Origin of the sequence: Nonomuraea sp. NPDC049624 (assembly GCF_040675255.1) — a bacterium.
Lineage (GTDB): Bacteria > Actinomycetota > Actinomycetes > Streptosporangiales > Streptosporangiaceae > Nonomuraea.
The window spans coordinates 162,832-181,886 of sequence record NZ_JBFAOR010000003.1; the positions used below are offsets into that span (position 1 = coordinate 162,832).

Below are 19,055 nucleotides of genomic sequence, written 5' to 3' on the forward strand. Positions count from 1 at the left end.
GTCCCGCCGCGACCGAAGCCCCCACGGGGGTGGCCACCGAGGTGGCCACCGGCGGGCGGCCACCTCGGAAGCACATGGCTAGGTCGCCAGACCCGAGTTGATCTCGGCGAGCAGCTGGGTCGCCTTCGTGTAGCGGATGAGGTTGTCCAGCGTGGGCGGCTGCGCGAGGGTGGCCTGGGCGTGGCGGACGGCCTCGCCCACCGTCCGCACCCCCAGGGCCCGCGCGGTGAGGCCGTCCACGGCGGTGCCGGCGTTGATCCGGCGGTCGGCCAGGTTGAGCGTGGTGGCCAGCAGTTCGGCCCGTAGTGTGCGCGGCTGCGTCAGCGGCAGGGTGAGGACGGCGGTGGACTCCCGCAGGGAGAGCGCCCCGTTCGCGGCCGAGCCGTCGGCGCCGTCGAAGCGGTCGTCGGTGGCCTGGACGCGGGCGAGCGCCTCGGCGGTGCGCAGGTCGGGCCGCAGCGCCCAGAACGTGACCAGCCCCGGGTCGCGGCTGGGGGAGACGGTCGTGATCCGCGTTTCCGCCGTCGCGGCGGCGGGGCTGGTGGGGCACGGGCCGGAGCCGTCGGCGCTCAGCGAGACCGGCACGGTGACCGTCGCCGCGTCCAGGAACAGCAGGCTCGGCCGCGCGGTGAAGGCGATCGTGCCGGTCCCCGTGCCGGCGGGCAGCGTGCCGATGGCCCAGCGCAGCGTGGTGGTGCCGTCGGCGTTCCTGCTCACGGAGCCGGGGCGGGGCCCGGCGCCCTGGTCGAGCGCGGTGCTGTAGTAGAGGCCGGCGGGCAGCGTGGCGGTGAGCGTGGCGCCGGAGGCCGCGGCCCCGCCGGTGTTGCGGTAGGTCAGGGTGTAGGCGGCGGCCTCGCCGGCGTCGACGGTGGCGGGCGCGGTGGCCGCCACGCCGATCACCGGCCGGTGCACCGTGGTGGACACCCCGGCGGTGTTGTCGGACAGGGTGCCGGTCTCGGCGTATCCGCGCTCATTGGTCCCCGACACGGCCGCCGTGTTCGTCAGGACCGTCCCGTCCGTGGTCGCACAGGGGACGTCGTAGGTGAACGTCTCCCGCGCGGAGCCGCCCGCCGGCACGTCGGACGTCGTGCGGTGGACGACGTCGCCGCCGGGCATCGTGTCGTCGATCTTCACCGCCGTGGCGGTGGCGGGTCCCTTGTTGCCCACGGCCACGGTGTAGGTGAGCCGGTCGCCGGGGGAGGCGTCCTGCCTGTCCACGGTCTTGGCGGCGGTGAGGTCGATCGGCGGGTTGAGACTCGCGGCGGCCTCGGCGGTGATCTCGGCGCTGCCCAGGCCGAGCACGCCCTTGTGCGCGCCGTCCTCGAACCAGGGGCTCTCGCGGAAGTTGAGGTTCAGGTGGTCCCAGTCGTTCCAGGAGGTGAGGGTCTGCTTGGGGGAGACGGGGCAGGACGTGGTGTCGGGGCCCATGATGATGTGGTTGACGTCCCCGGATTGGCTCGTCGCCCTGGTGCCGTCGCCGTTCCAGTCGACCGGCTTGTTGGCCGGCGTGGTCAGCGCGACTCCGGGTCTTCCGGCCACCACCGTCCCGTACACGACCGTCGCGCTACCCGCTCCCGGCAGGGCGTCGCCCACCTCGTCGAGCCCCTGGTCCTCGTTCATGGGGGCGCGCTCCTGGGGCTGGTAGTCCAGGGGGCGGGACGCGGTGGACGCCGTGGGGAACTGGTAGGAGTAGTTCATGACGCTCAGGTAGTTCGGCTTGCAGTTGATGCTGTCCAGGCCGCCGTGCTGCAGCCCGAGCGTGTGGCCGAGCTCGTGCATGAACGTGCCCGCCTCCGCCGCGGTCTGGCCGCCGTTGGCGGTGATCCGCGTGTTGTCCCACGCGCCGAGCGAGATGACGAAGTCGTTGCCGCCCGGCAGGGCGACGCGGGCCAGGTGGGCCAGGTCGACGTGCTGCTGGGTGTCGTCGCCCGCCTCTGCCTGGCCCGATGTGGTGCCGAGGCCGGTCAGCCCGTGCACCGACACGGCGTAGCGGAACGCCAGCCGCTTGGCGCCCAGGATGTTCTCGCAGTTGCGGGAGATCCGGTCGAGCACGTCGCCGAAGTTCCCGTCGCAGGCGATGGCGGGGTCGCCGAACTTGACATCGTCGAAGTCGTCCCAGCTGCCGGGGCTCTTGGTGTCGAACGTGACCCGCTCCGCCTCGCCGGCCCGCTCCCCGGTACGGACGTGCAGGGTGATGCCGTGCGCCGCGAAGGCGGTCACCACCTGGCTGATGGCGTTCGGGTCGAGCTCCCTGGAGCGCCGGCAGTACGACGCCAGGCAGAACATCGCGTCCAGCTCGACGAAGATGTCCTTCTTGTTCGGGTCGGCGCTGTACGGGGGCTGGTTCAGCGCGAGATCGACCGTGCCGTCCTGGTCGTAGTCGATGCCGTTGGTCTCCCAGTCGTCCAGCAGCCCGTCCTGGTCGGTGTCACGGCCGGTGTGCACCTTCAGGGTGGTGGAGCAGGTGCCGATCGTCGTGTCGCCCGACAGCGTCGAGGTGATGTCGATCCGCAGGCCGCTCGCGTCACCGAGGCCCTCCGCGTACGCCGGCGGCAGGTCGAACTCCCCCTGCACCAGCCCCGTCTCGGCCGACAACAACTGCCGGTAGAACGGCGTGGCGTGCCAGTAGTGGAACCCGGCCTCCACCGTGGCGGTGAACCAGCCGCTCTCCTGACTGTCATTGAGGAAGGTGATACGGGCACGGGGCCGCTCGCCCTCCGCGAGCGACAGGGGCGAGGTCCCGAGGAACTCGCACTCACCGTGCACCGCGCCGTCGGCGTGCCCCGCGGGGGCGCCGAGCAGGGCGGCGACGACGAATAGGACGAGCGGCACGATCACGCGGCGGATAAGCATGGGCCGAGTGTCGGCGCCCGCGCTCGTGCCGTCATGAGTAGCCCGTACTCATCCTGTTCCGGCGGCGGCCACAGCCTGGCCGCCACCCCTGCGACGGTGGTTCCACAGCCGGGCAACGACCCGTCCAGTCCCTGAACTTCCGGGGTGAGGCGCGGGTCGAAATCCGAGTACGGGGTTACTCATGACCGATCTCGCCTGGGCCGGTGACGGTAGGGGAGTTCAGCCCGTGTCACCGAGGAAGCGCAGGAGAGATCATGAGTGGTAGGCGACTCGCCGTAGCCGTTGCGTCAGCCGGTCTGCTGGCCGGCACGCTCTGCGTGCCCGCCTCGGCGGTGGCGTCGGCGTCGTCGGCCGGTCCGGTGTACTGGTACCAGGTCGTGGCTCAGCACAGCGGAAAGTGTCTGGACGTGGCGTACGCCAGAACCGGGCACGCCGCCAACGTCATCCAGGGCACCTGCGCTCCCCGCGGCAGCGGCTACAACCAGCAGTGGCGCATCGTCGACAGCGGCGCCTCCGGCAATTACATCCGCCTCATCGCCCGGCACAGCGGCCTGTGCCTCGATGTCGCCTATGCCAGCACCAAGCACGGAGCGAACGTCATTCAGGGCACCTGCGGCGGGCCCGGATCCGGCAATAACCAACTGTGGCGCTTCCGGCAGGTCGGCGTCAGCTGGGAATAGGATCCGATGGCCCCGGCAACGGGCCAGGCGTCTCAGTACCCACCCAAGATCGTGACTCAGCTGGCGGGGCCTGCCGTCTCCGTCCAGCGCGACCGCGACTACATCCGCGACAAGGGACCCTGGAGGCCGGCAGGCGGCCGCCGCGCGCGGCCGCACCGAACGCCTGCCCGGCGACTCCCGCCCTTTGCGTCCCGTCGAGGCCTTCGGCGGTGGCCACCGGCGCGAGCTGCGTGATCTGGCGAGCCGATGCACGCGTCCCTAGCGCGGGTCGAGTACGCGCGTCATCCAGATCGAGTCACCGTGTTCGCTGTCCTCGTCGATGCGGTCGCTTCGGTGGAAGCCGAGTTTCTCAAGGACGCGGAACGAGGGTGTGTTCCACTCCCGTACAGTCGCCCAGAGGCGGCGACGCCCTGTTCGGATCGCGGCTTCCAAGACCGCACGGGCGGCTTCTGTCGCATAACCATGGCCGTGAGCTCGTCGTGCCAGCTCGTACGCGATCTCGGGTTCGTCGAACGATCCCTGGCCGACGGTCAATCCGCAATACCCGATGAACTCGCCGGTGTCGCGCAGCTCTATGGCCAGCAACCCGAGCCCAGGAGCCGCCGTCAGCGGATTGTCAATGAGCCAGCTGCGGACGTCCTCGACCGTCGGCCGTCCCTCGGCGTCGATCCGCCGGGCCGCCGGCACTCGCGGATCCCGTTCGAGCCACAACCCGCGGAACTCCTCCGCATCCGACGGCACCCACCGCCGCAACCGCAGCCGCTCGGTCACCAGCTCCGCCGGCAGATCCACATATGTCCTCATCCCGATCAACCTAACCCAATGCTGATCGACCTTGGACGGTGACCCTGTTGGTGGGGGATGCCGGCACGATGCCAGTACGGGCGGACCGAAGAACACGTGCAGCACCCGCGCCCACGTCAACCGTCTGAGCTGCGGACAGGCGGTCCGCTCGATCCGCGTCGTCCCAAGGCCGTCCCTCGCCTCGATCCCGAACGCTGGTTCAGCGATTCACTGCCCCTTTCACTCGTACGTGCTCCGCCCTCCCGGCAGAGCATGTGAGGTCGTCGAGGGCGCCGGAGCGTCCTCGCGCGGCATTGCGGCGACGCGCCCCTCATTGCGTCAGGAGGTGGGTTCGGACGGTGGTTCAGGGCAGCACTGCAGGCAGCCCGCGCGAGTCGACCTTCGCGACGATCAGCGCCGGAGCGCTGGACGACGTCTTCACGGTGGCGAGCGCCTGGTCGAGCTCCGCCGCGGTGTCGACGGAGTACGTGGACCGGACGCCCAGCGCGTCGGCGAACTTGACGAAGTCCCATTGGTTGAGCAGGACGTAGGGCTTCGGCGTCACGCCGGGGTCGGTGAAGTAGTCCGAGTCGATGAGGTACTGCTCCAGGCCGTAGATGCCGTTGTCGATGACCACGACGACGGGGTTGCGGTCATAGCGTACGAACGTGGACAGTGCCTGGGCGGTCATGTGGAAGCCGCCGTCGCCGCAGATGACCAGGGGACGCCTGCTCGACCCGAAGGACGCGCCGACGGCAGCGGCCACGGAATGGCCGATGGAGGCCCACACGGCGCTGCTCAGGAACCCGTCGCGGCCTTTGACCGGCAGGTTCGCCGCAGAAGCGCCGCCGAGGAAGGTGTCCGGCATCGCCAGCCATGTGGCGTCCAGGGCGGCGCCGACGCGATCGAACACCTGGGCGTAGGTCAGCGGGCCGGTGGCGACGGGCGGGGCCGGGTCGACGGCCGCGGAGAGGGGAACCGGCGCCTCCTTCGCCGCCTCGGCCACGAGTGCGGTCACCAGGGCGGTGATGTCCGCGTTCTGCTTGCTCCCGTTCTTGATCTTCACCTTGCCGTCGTAGGCGGTGACGATATGGTCGGTGTTGTTCTGGATGAACGTGGCGTAGCTGCCGGGGAAGACGCAGCCGAGCATCACGATCAGGTCCGCGTCCCGGACCTCGGGGGGCTGGCAGCTCGGCGGGGCGAAGACCCCGACCCAGCCGTCGTCCTGTTCGGACAGCACCGATTTGGCCAGCACCTGGGTCGACCAGCGGACACCGAGCTTGGCGATCAGGGCGGCGACCTTGTCGGCCAGTCCGTAACGCTGGACCTCGACGCCCAGCAGGAGCACGGGTTTCGTGGCGGCGCGCACGAGGCCCACGATCGCGGTGGCGAGCTGCTGCTCCGTGCCCGCCGCCGGATCGGTGACGGGCAGCGCGCCGGCCGGGGGCGTACAGGCCGCCGTCCAGATGGTCCGATCGATCTCGATGTAGACCGGCCGTTTCTTCCTGATCGCCGTCGAGATCGCGCTGTCGACCAGGCCGGGCACGTCGGCGGCCTGCTCGGCGCGGGCGGCGCTCGCGGTGACCAGCCGGTAGGCGTTGAGGTCTCCGTCGGGCTGGCCGGTCGAGTGCGAGAACAGGACGTCCAGGTTCTTCAGGTTGGCCCGGTTCGCGGCGCTCGGGCCGCCGTTCACGACGACGACCGGGCTGCGCTCGACGAACGCGCCGGCGATGGCGTTGATCATGCTGAGCATGCCGACGCCGTTGGCCACCGCGGCGGCGCCGAGGCCCTTCATGCGCGCGTAACCGTCGGCCGCGTATCCCGCTTCGAGGTCGGTGGCCGTCACGACCGGCGTGATGTGGTGCGCGCCCACCGCGTCGAACAGCGGGGCACCATATGCGGCGGGCACACCGAACAGGGTGTCGACCTGTTGCTGGCTCAGCCGCTCGAGGATGTAGTCGGCAACGGTGAAGGGCACGATGACGCTCCTGGGCATGCCCGCCGTACGGCAGATCAGTCGGAAAGGACAGGCACGGATCGTCCGGCCGCTTGGGACGCCTACCCGCGCGGCCGGCCGGGCGAACGCGCGGGAGCCGTGCCTTGACGTTGCTCAGGGCTGGTGTTTCCGCAGGTCAAGACGTCTATATGCGGCTCGGCCGGACGTCGTCGCCGTCTTGGAAACAGTCGTCCAGAAGCCGGTCAAGCGTTGGAGTCGGGGGAAGGAGCGGACGCCTGCACGGGTATGCGTACCCATCGACGGCCAAGCGTCTGATCACCGGAGCCCGACATGCTGCTGGACGAGCGTGGAGTGAGCACACCTGCCCACCTGCCCACTCCGGACTTCACCTTCGATCCCCATGAGCCGGGCGCGTGCGTCGCGGGTCTGAGGCCCTACCGCAAGCACTCCTATCGGCTCGAAGGAGAGGAGCTCGGCGACAAGTTCGTCATCCACAACTACGGCCACGGCGGTGGAGGCATCACGCTGAGCTGGGGCTGCGCCGCCGCGGTGCGGGACATGGTCCTCAAACGCCAGGCCGATACCATGATCATCGAAAGGGAGATCGCGGTGATCGGCGCTGGCGTCATGGGAATGACCGCCGCGTCCCTGCTGCTCGACCTCGGGCTGAACGTCACGATCTATTCCGACCGCAAGCCGGTCGAGACCACGTCGTACAAGGCCGGCGGCCAGTGGGCCGCGTCGATCCTGGAGTATTCCAAGGACTTCGCCAAGGTGCAGGAGTTCCAGTACATCCTCGCGACCGCCTACACGATGTTCAAGGCCGGCATCGGCAAGGGCTTCGGCGTGTCCGAGGTCGACAACTACAGCGTCCGTCCCACCTCGGGAATCGACGTGGTGCACGAACTCGTGCCGGGACTGCTGCCGCCGCGCGAATATCTCCCGCGCCTGCCGTTCGCGGGCCACAACACCTCCGGATACAGGTACCGGACGTTGCTCGTCGAACCGCCGATCCTCATTCCCCGGCTGGAACGCGACCTGAGGGCGCGCGGCGTCATGTTCGTGAGCCGGAGATTCATCAACAGCACGGACGTGCTCACGTCCCTGACGCAGAAAGTCATCATCAACTGCACCGGGCTCGGCGCGAAGGAACTGTGGAACGACAACGAGATGATCTCGTACCGAGGACAGCTCGCGATGTTGCGGCCGCAGCCGGACCTGGAATACCTGTACGGGCAGAAGGGGTACATGTTCCCGCGCCATGACCACGTCGTCATCGGGGGCACCGTCGAGGAGAACGACCAGGAGGTGTTCGATCCCGACAGATGCAAAGGCCTGGTGGATTACATGGCCGGCGTGTTCGGTCAGGCGCCCGCGGTGCCGATGCCGGACTTCCACGTGCACCATCCGCGCAACGAGCGCCTGGTCGATCCGAGACTGTCGATCGCCCATGACTGAACGCGGGAAAGTCAGCAACCACAGGAAGTGACAAGGCGGCAATGACTCAGACAGTTCAGGGATTCAGCGTCCAAGCCAAGTGCCTGGCCCAGGACGGTACGCCGTGGCATCTGCCCGGACCGGACGACACGGCGGAGAAGGGGGAGAGAGTGACCCTGCACATCACTGCCCGCCTTCTCAACTCGTCGCAACCCGCCACGGACCTGGCGATGATCGAGTGCGAAATGCTCCGCGGATTCACGCCAGTCAGGGACTCGCTCGACGCCCTCGTCGCAGGCGGCCTCGTAAGCTTGTACGACATAGACGAGACAGATCAGTTGAATCAGCGACTGGAGCTCTACCTCAAAGAAGTCGGAAGCACCCCTACCGAGATCGTCTTCGAGATCGAGTGCAAACAGGCGGTCCACGACCTGAAGCCATCGACGATCGAACTCTCCGACTCCTACGACGCCGACAGCGGCGTCACCACCACGTATCCCACGGTCGAAGAATGACGAGCCAGCCGTTGACGGCAGCGATGGGGATGGCGGCTTCGCAGCGGACAGCACCGGCGCCGCGCCGCCTCCGGCAGTCCCGCGTACGACAGCTCGGACGCCGCCCTGACCACCACGCGCAGGGCCGATGGAGGCGACGCCATCCGGGGTGCCGCCGGAACACGGCTACGCCACGCCCGACAGCGGCTGGGCCGTCTCGTCGTGGACAGTCCTGGCTCACCGGCGACCGGTCACGCGCTCCCATACAGCCCCTTCCTGTCCCGACCGGCACGGCACCGGCCCCCCAGGCTTCGGAGCCGTCCCCGCCCCGGATGGGTCATCACCCTGCTGCAGCCGGTCAGCGACGGGTGGCGGCGAGGCGGCCTCCCGTGGCGCGGAGAAGATCGAGCTTTCCGTCCTCGGCGCTTCCGGCCGCTGCCGTGTAGGTGACCAGGCGCAGGTCGGCGCCGGGAACGACGAGGACGTCGCGGTCGAGCAGGATGTCGCCGACCTGAGGGTGCCGGATGGTCTTCGCGTCGGTCGTATGGGGGGCGCCGGTCGTCTGCGCGGCCCAGTGATGAGCGAAGGCGCCGGAGGTCGCGCGGAGTTCCCGTACGAGACGATCGAGCCGGGCATCGGCGGGACAGCGGGAGACTTCGGTTGCCTTGAAGTCCAGCCCGGCAGATGCTTCTCGCTGTGACGGCTGAGGATCGAGGGTCCGTGTAGCAGGCATGGCCAACCGGCCCCTTCGGCCAGTCGGTATGGACTCGGCGAGTCTCGCCGCAGTTCGAGCAGGGTGGGGAAGGCCGGGGGCGGCCTGCTTCCCGACCTCACCGATGCGGGGTGCCCGTCGGCGCCGGCGGGCCCTGGTCGGGCGGCAGCAGCAGCCCGATGCCGTCGAGCATGCGGTGGAGCCCGAACTCGAAGATGTTCTCCGGTTCCGATGCCTCGAACGCCTCGTCCCCGAACTCCGCGACCATCGGCAGCCGCGCCGCCCCGATGCTGCGCGCGAACGCCTCCTTGCGGGCCTGCGCCCACTCCCGCCGCGTGTGCCTGCTGGTACGGGCGGCCTGCGCCTCGTGGGCGAGCGGCACGGCGGCGCTCTGCACGTACGTGCCGATCATGATGGCGACCTGGACGAGCGTGGCGAAGTCGAGCCCGTGCCCGTCGAGGGCGCGCATGCGCCAGTCGGTGTAGGCCATCAGCGCGGGCGCGACCGGCGGCCGGGTGGTGACCGCGACGAGGTGGGACATCCACGGATGCCGCCGGTAGAGCTCCCACTCCTGCCGGGCCGAGAGCTCCAGCCTGGCCCGCCAGCCGTCGGGCCCCGGCTCGGGCAGCGGGCGGGCGGCGAAGACGGCGTCGACCATGAGGTCGTTGAGCTCCTCCCGGCTCGGGACGTACCGGTAGAGGGACATCACCCCCACTCCCAGGTCGGTCGCGACGCGCCGCATCGACAGCGCGGCGACCCCCTCCCGGTCGGCGAGCGCGACGGCGGCCCGGACCACCCGGCCCTGGTCGAGCGCCGCCTCGGCCGGACGTCCCGGCTGGGCCGCGGGCTCCTCGGGGGCGGGCGGCTCGGCGAGCCGCGCCCGGTAGGCCCTCGTGCGGCAGGCGCGCGAGCAGTAGCGCCGGGGCCGCCCCCGCTCCGCCGTCCGCAGCTCCCGCCCGCACACCTCGCACGCCACCGCGCCAGCCCCCCTTTTCGTCACGGTCAAATTCCGTGACGAAATTATATCTCACCCCTATAACGTCGCGCTCATATGCAATTGATGTACGGTGTATTTATGACTCGTGCAGCGTACATAAATCCTGTGACGAAAATGGCTCTGGAACTCCACCATGTGACGAAACGCCACGGCGAGGGCGCCACCGCCGTCACCGCCCTCGACGACGTCTCCCTGGCGATCCCCATCGGCACCTTCGCCGCGGTGATGGGCCCCTCCGGCTCGGGCAAGAGCACCCTGCTCCACTGCGCGGCCGGCCTGGACCGGCCCGACTCCGGCTCGGTCGTCCTCGACGGCCGCCGCCTGGACGGCCTGGACGAGGCCGCGCTGACCCGGTTGCGCCGCGAGCGGATGGGCTTCGTCTTCCAGTCCTTCAATTTGGTGCCCACCCTGACGGTCGCGCAGAACGTGACCCTGCCCCTGGAGTTCGCCGGCCGCCGCGTCGACGCGCGCCGGGTGCGGGCCCTGCTCACCCGGCTCGGCCTGGGCGAGCGCACCGGGCACCGGCCCGGCGAGCTGTCCGGCGGCCAGCAGCAGCGGGTGGCCATCGCCCGCGCGATGCTCGGCGAGCCCGCCGTCGTGTTCGCCGACGAGCCGACCGGCGCCCTCGACACGCAGGCCGCCCGCGAGGTGCTGGCCATCCTGCGCCAGGCCGCCGCCCAGGACGGACGGACGATCGTCATGGTGACCCACGACCCCGTGGCCGCCTCCTACGCCGACGTGGTGGTGTTCTTCGCCGACGGCCACGTCGTGGACCACCTGCCGCGCCCCGACGCCGCCACGGTCGCGGCCCGCATGGCCCGTCTGTCCGCGCCCGCCCACGCCGGGGGTGCGCGATGAGGTGGCGGCTGGCCCTCGGCACGATCAGCGCCCACCGGGCGTCCTACCTGGCCTCGGCCGCCGTCATGGCGGCCGGGACCGCGCTGCTCACGGCGTTCGCGACCCTGCTGGAGACCGGCCTGGCCACCGGCCGCGACCCCGGGTTCCTCGTCATGCTGCCGGCCATCCTGGGCGGCTGGACACTGGCCGTCGTGGCCTTCGGCGTGGTGTCCACCGTGTCGCTGACCATCGGCCACCGCGAGCGGGAGCTGGCCCTGCTGCGCTCCATCGCGGCCACCCCGCGCCAGATCCGGCAGAACGTCGTGCTGGAGACGCTGGTCGTGGCCGTCCCCGCGATCGCCGCCGGGCTGCTGCCGGGCGCCGGGCTCGGCGCGGTCGTGCTCGCCCGCCTGGCGGACGCCGGGCTCGTCGGGGCGGGCGTCGAGCTGGTCGCGGGGTGGCCGAGTGTCGCGCTCGGGGCGGGCACGTCCCTGGTCGCCGCGCTGGCCGCCGCGCTGATCTCCAGCAGGCGCGCCGCGTCGATCCCGCCGGTGCGGGCGCTGGCCGCCGCCGGGCCCGCCCGCGCGCTCGGCCGGGGCCGCCTGGTGGCCGGAGGGCTGCTGCTGGCGCTGGGGCTGAGCCTGTCGGTGACGACCCTGTTCATGGCGGACGGCCCGCTGCTGTCCAGCACGGCGGGCCCGGCGGGCGTCGCCGTCGCGGTCGGCCTGGCCCTGCTCAGCCCGGTCGCCGTCCGGCCGGTGGGACGGCTGGCCGGGGCCGGGCTCGGGGCGTCCGGGCGGCTGGCCGTCCGCAACCTGCACGCCCGCGCCCCGCAGACCGGCAGCGTCGCCGGGCCGCTGATCCTCATGGTCGGCATCGCCGGCGGCACGCTCTACATGCAGAGCACCGAGGACAGCCTCCATCGGGGCGCCGCCGACGTCAGCGCCCGGCTCGCCCCGGTGAACTACCTGGTCGTCGCCATGATCATCACGTTCACGGCGATCGTCGTGGTCAACACGCTGATCGCCGCGACCCGCCGCAGGGGCCGCGAGTTCGGGCTGCTGCGCCTGTCGGCCGCCACTCGTGCCCAGGTCATGGCAACTGTCGTGGCCGAGGGCGTGCTGACCGCGGTCCTGGCCCTTGTGCTCGGCACGGTCGCCGCCGCCGCGACCACCGTGCCCTACAGCCTGGTCAAGACCGGGTCCCCGATGGCCGCCGGGCCCGGCTGGGTCTACGCGGCCATCGCCGGGGGCGCGCTGTTGCTCGTCCTGGCGGCCACGGTGCCCACCGCCGCGGGGGCGCTGCGGGCCAGGCCGGTCGAGGCGCTGTCCGCCCCCTGACCGCCGACCTGTGGCTGAGTCATTCCAAGCTCATGCTCTCAGCGCCTCGCCGGAGTGGCAGGGTCTGCGGTGTCGGCGGGAGCCGAAGGGGCGAAGGTCCGGAGTCTGCGACTGGCGTGATCGGCCAGGCCGCGCAGGGCGATCAACCCGGCTCCGAGCAGTACGAAGCACACGGCCAGCGCCAAGGCCATGAGTGCCACGCCGTCGTACCCGAACTTGTCCACATCCAGAAAGGGATAGGGATACCGCTTCCACGCGCCGGGGGGCAGCAGGGCACCTCTGACCAGGGCGAAGGCCAGATACGCCATCGGGTAGACCAGCCATCGGAGAGCGGCTGCCCATCTTGGCCGAGGAGCGTTCCGGTCGAAGAACAGCCAGTCGATCACAGCCATGACGGGCGTCACATAGTGGAGGAGGAAGTTGCCCAGACCGTAGCCGTGCAGGGAGAGGTGTTCGAAGGGGCTCGCTCCACGCATGCGTAGAAAGTGCCAGACCAGCCCAGTGATCACGATGTAGAGCGTCACGGCCCCCTTGAGGTCGGCAGAGGAGCACCGCCTGCCGATCACTTTCCAGGAGTAGAACCCCATCAGCAGCAGATTGCTCTGCACGGTGAAGAGCACGAGCGGGTTCAGCGGGCTGCCCAGGCCCATCCAGGTATAGATCAGGCCCACCATGGCAGCCGCTATCAGCATCAAGCGGGACGCCGTCACCCAGATCACAGGGATCATGGTCGCACGAAGCGCATCGTACCGACCTGCGATCCGCCGATCGCTGGAACGTCGAAAGCAAGGGTGGGCCCCTGGCCGCGGTGGCCTCCTCCGAGCCCAGTGCTTGCTAGCCATAATATGACTCCGTCTACGCCATCACCGACCTGGGCCGCGAAACCGCCGAACGCTGGCTGCGCGAGATGCTGCGCACCACGGGCGGCGAGTTCCCCGAGTTCGTCGCGGCCGTTTCGATTCTGGTCGGGCTCCCGCCGGAAACGGCGTGCGAGGAGCTGGAGACACGCGCCCACGCGCTGGCCGCGTCGCTGGCGGAGGTGGAGTCGACGCTGGAGTCCTCCGGCGAGGTGCCGCGGCTGTTCCTGCTGGAGGAGGAGTACCGCCGCGCGGTGCTCACCGCCGAGCTGGAGTGGGTCCGCGGTGTGGTCGAGGACCTGCGGCAGGGACGGCTGACCTGGGACGAACCATGGCGGCGCGCGATCGCGTCCGCCCTCGAACCACCGGAGGAACAGGCATGAGCAAGGAGCTGTACTACGAAGTGACGGGCTCGGGCCCGTTACTGCTGCTGATCGCCGGCGGCACCGACGACGCCAGGGACTTCACCGGGATGACGCCGCTGCTGTCCGACAGCTACACGGTGGTCTCCTACGACTGCCGCGGCATCTCCCGCAGCCGGTCCGACGGCCCGGCTGCGGACGTGGCGATGGAGACGCAGGTGGCGGACGCCCGCTGGGTCCTGGAAGCCGCCGGCGGCGGACCGGCGCACGTCTTCGGCAACAGCAGCGGCGGCCTGATCGCCCTCGCCCTCGCCGCCCGCCATCCCGGCCTGGTACGTACGGTGGTCACCCACCCGACCGCATTCGCCCACAGACTCCGCCGAATCCTTGCCTAGCCCGGCCTGCTGAAAACCCACGTCATCCTTGTGGGGCCCTGCACGATGGGTCGGTGTCTTGATGATGCGGCAAGGGGGCGACCTGGGCGGATATCGGCAGGCGCAAGGTCCCCGTCCTGGAGGTGGGACAGCGCGTCCAGTGGTTCGGGCCGGTCGTCGGTGGCGAGCTTGCCGTCTACGGGTCCGATTTCCGCCGGGTGCATCCTGTCCAGGGCGGACATGATGAGCGCATGACGGCAGAGACAATGACGAATGACGGTCCGGCTCCGGGGGGCGACGAGGGCAGGAGCTCACTGGCAGTGCTGGAGAGGTTCTACCGGGCGGAAGTCGCCTATATCGCCGCAGGGGGCTTCGGCAAGGCCGACTTCGGCGAGCTTGCCGAGTGCCTGGACCCGGAGGTCGTGATGTACCAGGCGGACTCCCTGCCCTACGGGGGCACCTGGCGCGGACCGAGCGGCATCGAGCAGTTCATGGCCGCCATGAGCGAGGCATGGCAGTCCCTGGAGTTCCTGGAGCAGAAGTATGTGGTCGACGGCGGCAGTGTCGTGGTCTGGAACCGCGGCATCCTGCGCGCCCGCGCCACCGGCCGGGCCCTGGAGACCTCGGTGATGCAGCTGATGACGATCAGGAACGATCGCATCACCGAGATACACCCCTTCTACCTGGACACTTCTGCGGTCCTGCACGCCCTACGCGCGGACGACGACGTCTAGTCGTTCTGTCCCGTGAGGTTGAGTACGTGGCCGGTTGGTGGCGCGAGTGGTCGTCGACGCCGGTCACCACCTCGCCCTCACGCCCGCCAGCTGGCGGCACGCCGCCCGACTCGACAGCACCTGTCACCCATGTCCTGGGATCGACGCGTCAAGCATGTCCCGGGACAGGACACGGATGAAAACATGACACAAGGCGTCGGGTTTCAGAGTGATCATCAATGCACCGGTCGGCGCCGATGTGGGGGTGGACCGGGGGCCTGACCTTCGACGGGGACGACAAGCTCGCCGAGGTGTCCAGGTCCTGATCTGCGGTACGGGCCGAATCCGGACCGGCCACGTGCCGACGGAACTGATCAAGCGGCCGCGTGGTGGCGGAATCAACTTGTGTCGACACGGGTGGGAGTCCATCCGCCTGTGTTCGCCTGTGTTGCGAGAGGGTGGATCAAGGTTGACTGCGTTCGTACGGGACGTCGCCAGTATGGGGCGAGAGGCCATCGAGGTGGTGGGGGCTCGTACCAACAATCTGCGGGACGTGTCGGTGAGCATCCCCAAGGGGCGGCTCACCGCCTTCACCGGGGTGAGCGGCAGCGGCAAGACCTCGCTGGCCATCGACACCCTGCACAACGAGGCCCAGCTGCGCTACCTGGAGGGGCTTTCGCCGTTCGTGCGGCAGTACATCACCCAGCGCAATCGGCCGAAGGTCGACCGCATCCTGGGGCTCGGCGCGACGCTCGCCGTCGACCAGCGCCGCCTGAACCGCAACCCCCGGTCCACGGTCGCGACGATCACCGGCATCGACGGGCATCTGGGACTGCTGTACTCGCGCCTCCCGGGGATCGGCGCCGACCCGGCGGCGCAGAGCGTCAACGGGCATCTGACGACCGCTCATTTCGACCGCAACACCCCGGAAGGCAGTTGCGCGGACTGTCACGGCGTGGGCGGGCGCTGGCAGGCGCAGGAGGACCTCATCATCACCCATCCGGAGCTTCCCCTCTTCGAGGGGGCCTCGCCCTGGTACGCCAAGTGGCGGTCGGGGGAGCACGCGTTCGTGCCGGCGCTCGCCGACAAGCGCGGCGTGGACCTCGGCCTGCCATGGCGGTCGCTGCCGGAGGAGTTCCGCCACTGCGTGCTGTACGGCACAGGTGAGGAGAAGGTCGAGGCGACCGTCGACATGACCAGCAAGAAGGAGACGGTCTCGGTGACCTACACCTCCAGCCAGCCGCTGCGGGGGGCGCTGGCCGAGGTGGAGCGGGTGTTCCTGAACGCCCAGACCGCCACCGCCAAGCAGCGCTACCTGCCGTACATGCGCAAGCAGCCGTGCGGCACCTGCGGCGGCAGCGGGTACGACCAGGTATCCCGGTCCGTGCGGCTCGGCGGGCTGACCTTTCCCGACCTGCTCCAGGTGGACGTACGGGAGGTGCGCAGCTGGGCCGCGCGGCTGGCCGGCGACCTGGACGCCCGGCAGCGCGAGGTGGGGGAGCCGCTGCTGCAGGACCTGGGCCGCAGACTCGGGATCCTCGACCGCCTCGGCCTGGCCCATCTCCAGCTGTCCAGGAGCGCGGCGACACTGTCCGGGGGCGAGTTGCAGCGAACGCGGCTCGCCGCGCAGCTCAGCACCGAGCTGAGCGGCATCGTCTTCGTCCTGGACGAGCCCGGGACCGGGCTGCATCCGGCGGACAAGGCGCACCTGCTCGACATCGCCCTGGAGCTGCGCCAGGCCGGCAACACGGTGCTCCTGGTCGAGCACGATCCCGAACTGATCGCCCGGGCCGACTGGGTGATCGACATGGGGCCCGGCGCGGGCCGCCTCGGCGGTGAGATCCTGGTGTCGGGGCTTCCCGCCGACGCGGCCGCCCACCCCACGTCGCTGACCGGACGCTACCTGGCCGGTGAGGGGCCCCGGCTGCGCCGGACCCGCCGTCCGGCCGGGGATGACACCGGCTGGGTGGAGCTGCACGGCCTGCGTGCGCACAACGTGACCGCAGACGTGGTGCGTTTCCCCGCCGGCCGGCTCACCTGCCTGACCGGGGTGAGCGGCAGCGGCAAGAGCAGCCTGCTCGGCGCGCTCGCGGCGAGCGCGGAGGCCGCGTTGAACGGGACGACGATCGACACCGTGCGACAGGTGACCGGCCTGGAGGGGTTCGACTGGGTCGCCGTCGTCGATCAGGAACCGCTCGGGCGCACGCCGCGATCCAACCCGGCCACCTACAGCAAGGCGTTCGACGTCGTCCGTAAGCTGTTCGCCGAAACCGACCTGGCACGCGCACGTGGGGTCAACGCGTCCTGGTTCAGCTTCAACACCGCGGGCGGTGGCCGCTGCGAACCCTGCACCGGTTATGGCCGCAAGCTGGTCGACATGCACTTCCTGCCCGATGTGTGGGTGGTCTGCGACGCATGCCAGGGGCGGCGCTACACGCCGGAGGCCTTGGAGATCACGTACCAGGGATTGGCCATCGACCAGGTGCTGGAGCTGACCGTCGCCGAGGCGGTGGAGCGGTTCTCCGAACCCCGGCAACTCGCCGAGACCCTGGGGGCCTTGAACCAGGTCGGGCTCGGCTATCTGCAGCTCGGCCAGAGCGCCACAGAGCTGTCCGGCGGCGAGGCGCAGCGGCTGAAGCTGGCCTCCGCCATCCAGCGCGGCGCCGCGGGCCGCAAGGCCGGTCTCGTCGTTCTCGACGAACCCGTCTCGGGCCTGCACCCCTCTGACGTCCAGCGGGTGGTGGATGCGTTCGACGTGTTGCTCGACTCGGGCAACACCGTCGTCGTGGCCGAACATGACATCCCCGTCGCCGCGTCCGCGGACTGGGTGATCGACCTGGGGCCTGGAGCCGGTCCGGACGGGGGCGCGGTGGTCGCGGAGGGCACCCCGGACGTCGTCGCGACCGCGAACACCCCGACCGCCGGCTTCTTCCGGCGGTACGCGGCGGGCCTGCCTCTCCTGGAGGGGCCGCGGCTCGGGTTCGTGTCACCAGCCGCACAGCAGGTGTGAGGGGCACCAGGACTACGGCAGAGAGGACAACCGCCCCTGATCCACCTGACGTGGCGCTCGGAGTGCTCGCCGGCCGCGACACCCGCTTCGGGGCCCGGGTCCGGCCGGGACGGCTGGTGGCGGGGCGCGAACGTGTCAGCCGGCCGGGCGGCCGCAGGTGACGTCCTTGCCAGGCAGGACGCCGTCGACCAGGTAGCCGGTGACCTTGGTGTCGACGCAGGCGTCGCCCGCCGCGAGGTAGACGCCGTGGCGGAAGGCGCCGGTCAATGTGATCATTCGGGAGCCGGTCAGCGCCCGGTGCATGGCCTGCTGGCCCGGATGGGGCGTCGCGGGGTCGCCGGCCGCGCCGACGATCAACGCCGGTACGGAGTTGCGGATCCTCGTGGGCGCTTCGAGCGGCTTGACCGGCCAGAACGCGCACGGGCTGATGTTGCGGACGAGCGGTCCGAACAGTGGTTCGGCGGTGCGGTGCCGCTGGATGTCGCGGTAGTAGGTCGCCGGGTCGCGGGGTGCGGCCCGGTCACCGCACAGGATCGCCGTGCCCGCCCGGTCCGAGGCCGCTCCGGCACCGGTGAACAGGCCGTCGAGGAATTCCTTCAGCGAGGCGGGCGGCGGCGTCCCGCCGCCGCGGCCCAGCGCCCGCGCCTCCTCGGCGAGGACGGCATAGGACTGCGGGCCGTCGCTGTAGAGGCGTGCGAACAGCCAGTACGGCACGACATGGGCATCGACGCGGTATCCGCCGATCTGCACGGGATGCCGGTTGATCTTCTCCACGGTCGCCAGGACGGCGTCACGTGTCCCGCCCAGCCCGTACTCCTTGTCATGTGCTGCGGCCCAGGACGCCCAGCGCCGCAGCGCGGCGTCCATCGCGGGGGCGGCGCGTGCGAACATGCGCGGGCCGTACACCTGCGGGTCGACGGCGCTGTCGAGCACCACCCGGTCGGCCCGCGAGCCGAACAGCTGCAGGTAGGTCGCACCCAGGTAGGTGCCGTAGGAGTAGCCGAGGTAGGACAGCTTCCGCTCGCCGAGCGCGGCCCGGATCACGTCCATGTCGCGTGCGGTGTTCCTGGTCGTGGCGTACGGCAGGGTCTGGAGATTGCCCTTGGCGCAGCCCGCCGCCAACTGTTCGGCGAGGCGCACCCCCTCGTCGAAGGAACGCCGGTCGGGTCCCGCCGAGCGGAGGAAGGTGTCGGTCCGCCACCGGCAGTTGATCGGTGTGCTGCGGCCGACGAACCGGGGGTCCATGCCCACCAGGTCGTAACGGGCCGCGACCGCGGGCATCTCCTTGCCCAGGAGCGTCATCGAGAGGCCGGCGCCTCCCGGCCCGCCGGGGTTGAGCAGCAGGACGCCGCGGCGCCGGGAGGAGTCGGTGGCCTTGATCCGGGAGAGCGCGATGGAGAGGGTCCGCCCCTGCGGGTTGCGGTAGTCCATCGGGACCAGAACGGTGGCGCATCGAGCACCGGCGGCGTCCATCTGTGCGCCCATCTGATCGCCGGGTCCGGTTGCGCAGGCGCGCCAGGTGATCGTCTGATGGTGGAAGCGGTCCAGGGGGGTGGCCGCCTGCGCCGGTCCGGCGGCGCCCAATCCGATTCCGGCCGTGAGTGCCACTGCGGCAGCCGTTCCACTCTTGATGAGGAGCATGCATCGTT

16 protein-coding genes are annotated in these 19,055 nt (G+C 70.4%); 9 read left to right on the forward strand and 7 right to left on the reverse strand.

Features of this window, described 5'->3' with window-relative positions; translation table 11 throughout:
• Window positions 1-78: 78 nt before the first annotated feature.
• Entirely contained in the window at window positions 79-2,853 is a 2,775-nt protein-coding gene (locus AB0J76_RS12325; RefSeq protein WP_352325856.1) for a hypothetical protein, read from the reverse strand.
• 254 nt (window positions 2,854-3,107) lie between these two features.
• Between AB0J76_RS12325 and AB0J76_RS12330 the strand changes: the two genes are divergently transcribed.
• A complete protein-coding gene (locus tag AB0J76_RS12330; RefSeq protein WP_352325855.1) occupies window positions 3,108-3,533 on the forward strand; it encodes an RICIN domain-containing protein in 426 nt (141 codons plus the stop codon).
• A gap of 258 nt (window positions 3,534-3,791) precedes the next feature.
• Here the strand turns inward: AB0J76_RS12330 and AB0J76_RS12335 are convergent, their stop codons facing one another.
• Together AB0J76_RS12335 and AB0J76_RS12340 are read right to left on the reverse strand one after the other, a co-directional pair.
• Window positions 3,792-4,325: a GNAT family N-acetyltransferase gene (locus AB0J76_RS12335; protein WP_352325854.1), complete on the reverse strand. Its 534-nt coding sequence runs from the start codon at window positions 4,323-4,325 to the stop codon at window positions 3,792-3,794.
• Window positions 4,326-4,680: 355 nt separating this feature from the next.
• The gene (locus tag AB0J76_RS12340; protein WP_352325852.1) at window positions 4,681-6,294 is read right to left on the reverse strand and encodes a thiamine pyrophosphate-dependent enzyme; all 1,614 of its coding nucleotides are present in this window, start codon (window positions 6,292-6,294) and stop codon (window positions 4,681-4,683) included.
• Window positions 6,295-6,603: 309 nt separating this feature from the next.
• Here AB0J76_RS12340 and AB0J76_RS12345 point away from each other — a divergent pair, with 309 nt between their 5' ends.
• Window positions 6,604-7,731: an FAD-dependent oxidoreductase gene (locus tag AB0J76_RS12345; protein ID WP_352325851.1), complete on the forward strand. Its 1,128-nt coding sequence runs from the start codon at window positions 6,604-6,606 to the stop codon at window positions 7,729-7,731.
• Window positions 7,732-7,772: 41 nt separating this feature from the next.
• Window positions 7,773-8,225 carry a hypothetical protein gene (locus tag AB0J76_RS12350; RefSeq protein ID WP_352325850.1) on the forward strand — a complete coding sequence of 151 codons (453 nt, stop codon included), beginning with the start codon at window positions 7,773-7,775 and terminating at the stop codon, window positions 8,223-8,225.
• A gap of 337 nt (window positions 8,226-8,562) precedes the next feature.
• Here the strand turns inward: AB0J76_RS12350 and AB0J76_RS12355 are convergent, their stop codons facing one another.
• The gene (locus AB0J76_RS12355) at window positions 8,563-8,937 is read right to left on the reverse strand and encodes a hypothetical protein (protein WP_352325848.1); all 375 of its coding nucleotides are present in this window, start codon (window positions 8,935-8,937) and stop codon (window positions 8,563-8,565) included.
• A gap of 97 nt (window positions 8,938-9,034) precedes the next feature.
• Entirely contained in the window at window positions 9,035-9,916 is an 882-nt protein-coding gene (locus AB0J76_RS12360; RefSeq protein WP_352325847.1) for a TetR/AcrR family transcriptional regulator, read from the reverse strand.
• Window positions 9,917-10,027: 111 nt separating this feature from the next.
• On the opposite strand from AB0J76_RS12360, the gene AB0J76_RS12365 reads away from it, so the two are divergent.
• Entirely contained in the window at window positions 10,028-10,771 is a 744-nt protein-coding gene (locus AB0J76_RS12365; RefSeq protein WP_352325846.1) for an ABC transporter ATP-binding protein, read from the forward strand.
• On the forward strand, window positions 10,768-12,090 hold the full coding sequence (locus AB0J76_RS12370; RefSeq protein WP_364389429.1) for an FtsX-like permease family protein: 1,323 nt from the start codon (window positions 10,768-10,770) through the stop codon (window positions 12,088-12,090). The genes AB0J76_RS12365 and AB0J76_RS12370 overlap by 4 nt, the downstream gene beginning before the upstream one ends.
• Window positions 12,091-12,128: 38 nt before the next feature.
• Here AB0J76_RS12370 and AB0J76_RS12375 read toward each other — a convergent pair whose 3' ends face one another.
• Window positions 12,129-12,809 (reverse strand): Pr6Pr family membrane protein, encoded by a 681-nt coding sequence (locus AB0J76_RS12375; protein WP_352329020.1) that lies wholly within the window; start codon window positions 12,807-12,809, stop codon window positions 12,129-12,131.
• A gap of 188 nt (window positions 12,810-12,997) precedes the next feature.
• Between AB0J76_RS12375 and AB0J76_RS12380 the strand changes: the two genes are divergently transcribed.
• The 4 genes from AB0J76_RS12380 to AB0J76_RS12395 all read left to right on the forward strand — a co-directional run bounded on the left by AB0J76_RS12380 (window position 12,998) and on the right by AB0J76_RS12395 (window position 17,406).
• Window positions 12,998-13,330: a hypothetical protein gene (locus tag AB0J76_RS12380; protein WP_352329018.1), complete on the forward strand. Its 333-nt coding sequence runs from the start codon at window positions 12,998-13,000 to the stop codon at window positions 13,328-13,330.
• The gene (locus tag AB0J76_RS12385) at window positions 13,327-13,704 is read left to right on the forward strand and encodes an alpha/beta fold hydrolase (RefSeq protein WP_352329017.1); all 378 of its coding nucleotides are present in this window, start codon (window positions 13,327-13,329) and stop codon (window positions 13,702-13,704) included. Before AB0J76_RS12380 ends, AB0J76_RS12385 begins: the two co-directional genes overlap by 4 nt.
• Before the next feature lie 122 nt (window positions 13,705-13,826).
• A complete protein-coding gene (locus AB0J76_RS12390) occupies window positions 13,827-14,417 on the forward strand; it encodes a nuclear transport factor 2 family protein (protein WP_352329016.1) in 591 nt (196 codons plus the stop codon).
• Window positions 14,418-14,895: 478 nt separating this feature from the next.
• Window positions 14,896-17,406: an excinuclease ABC subunit UvrA gene (locus AB0J76_RS12395; protein WP_352329014.1), complete on the forward strand. Its 2,511-nt coding sequence runs from the start codon at window positions 14,896-14,898 to the stop codon at window positions 17,404-17,406.
• 135 nt (window positions 17,407-17,541) lie between these two features.
• Here the strand turns inward: AB0J76_RS12395 and AB0J76_RS12400 are convergent, their stop codons facing one another.
• Window positions 17,542-18,891, reverse strand: a complete 1,350-nt coding sequence (locus AB0J76_RS12400; protein WP_364389432.1) for an alpha/beta hydrolase — start codon at window positions 18,889-18,891, stop codon at window positions 17,542-17,544.
• Window positions 18,892-19,055 lie beyond the last annotated feature (164 nt).

Coding starts and splice junctions, on each gene's coding strand:
- AB0J76_RS12325 (WP_352325856.1), bottom strand. CDS start 2,853: ATGCTTATCCGCCGCGTGATCGTGCCGCTCGTCCTATTCGTCGTCGCC.
- AB0J76_RS12330 (WP_352325855.1), top strand. CDS start 3,108: ATGAGTGGTAGGCGACTCGCCGTAGCCGTTGCGTCAGCCGGTCTGCTG.
- AB0J76_RS12345 (WP_352325851.1), top strand. CDS start 6,604: ATGCTGCTGGACGAGCGTGGAGTGAGCACACCTGCCCACCTGCCCACT.
- AB0J76_RS12350 (WP_352325850.1), top strand. CDS start 7,773: ATGACTCAGACAGTTCAGGGATTCAGCGTCCAAGCCAAGTGCCTGGCC.
- AB0J76_RS12355 (WP_352325848.1), bottom strand. CDS start 8,937: ATGCCTGCTACACGGACCCTCGATCCTCAGCCGTCACAGCGAGAAGCA.
- AB0J76_RS12365 (WP_352325846.1), top strand. CDS start 10,028: ATGGCTCTGGAACTCCACCATGTGACGAAACGCCACGGCGAGGGCGCC.
- AB0J76_RS12370 (WP_364389429.1), top strand. CDS start 10,768: ATGAGGTGGCGGCTGGCCCTCGGCACGATCAGCGCCCACCGGGCGTCC.
- AB0J76_RS12380 (WP_352329018.1), top strand. CDS start 12,998: ATGCTGCGCACCACGGGCGGCGAGTTCCCCGAGTTCGTCGCGGCCGTT.
- AB0J76_RS12385 (WP_352329017.1), top strand. CDS start 13,327: ATGAGCAAGGAGCTGTACTACGAAGTGACGGGCTCGGGCCCGTTACTG.
- AB0J76_RS12395 (WP_352329014.1), top strand. CDS start 14,896: ATGGGGCGAGAGGCCATCGAGGTGGTGGGGGCTCGTACCAACAATCTG.
- AB0J76_RS12400 (WP_364389432.1), bottom strand. CDS start 18,891: ATGGGCGCACAGATGGACGCCGCCGGTGCTCGATGCGCCACCGTTCTG.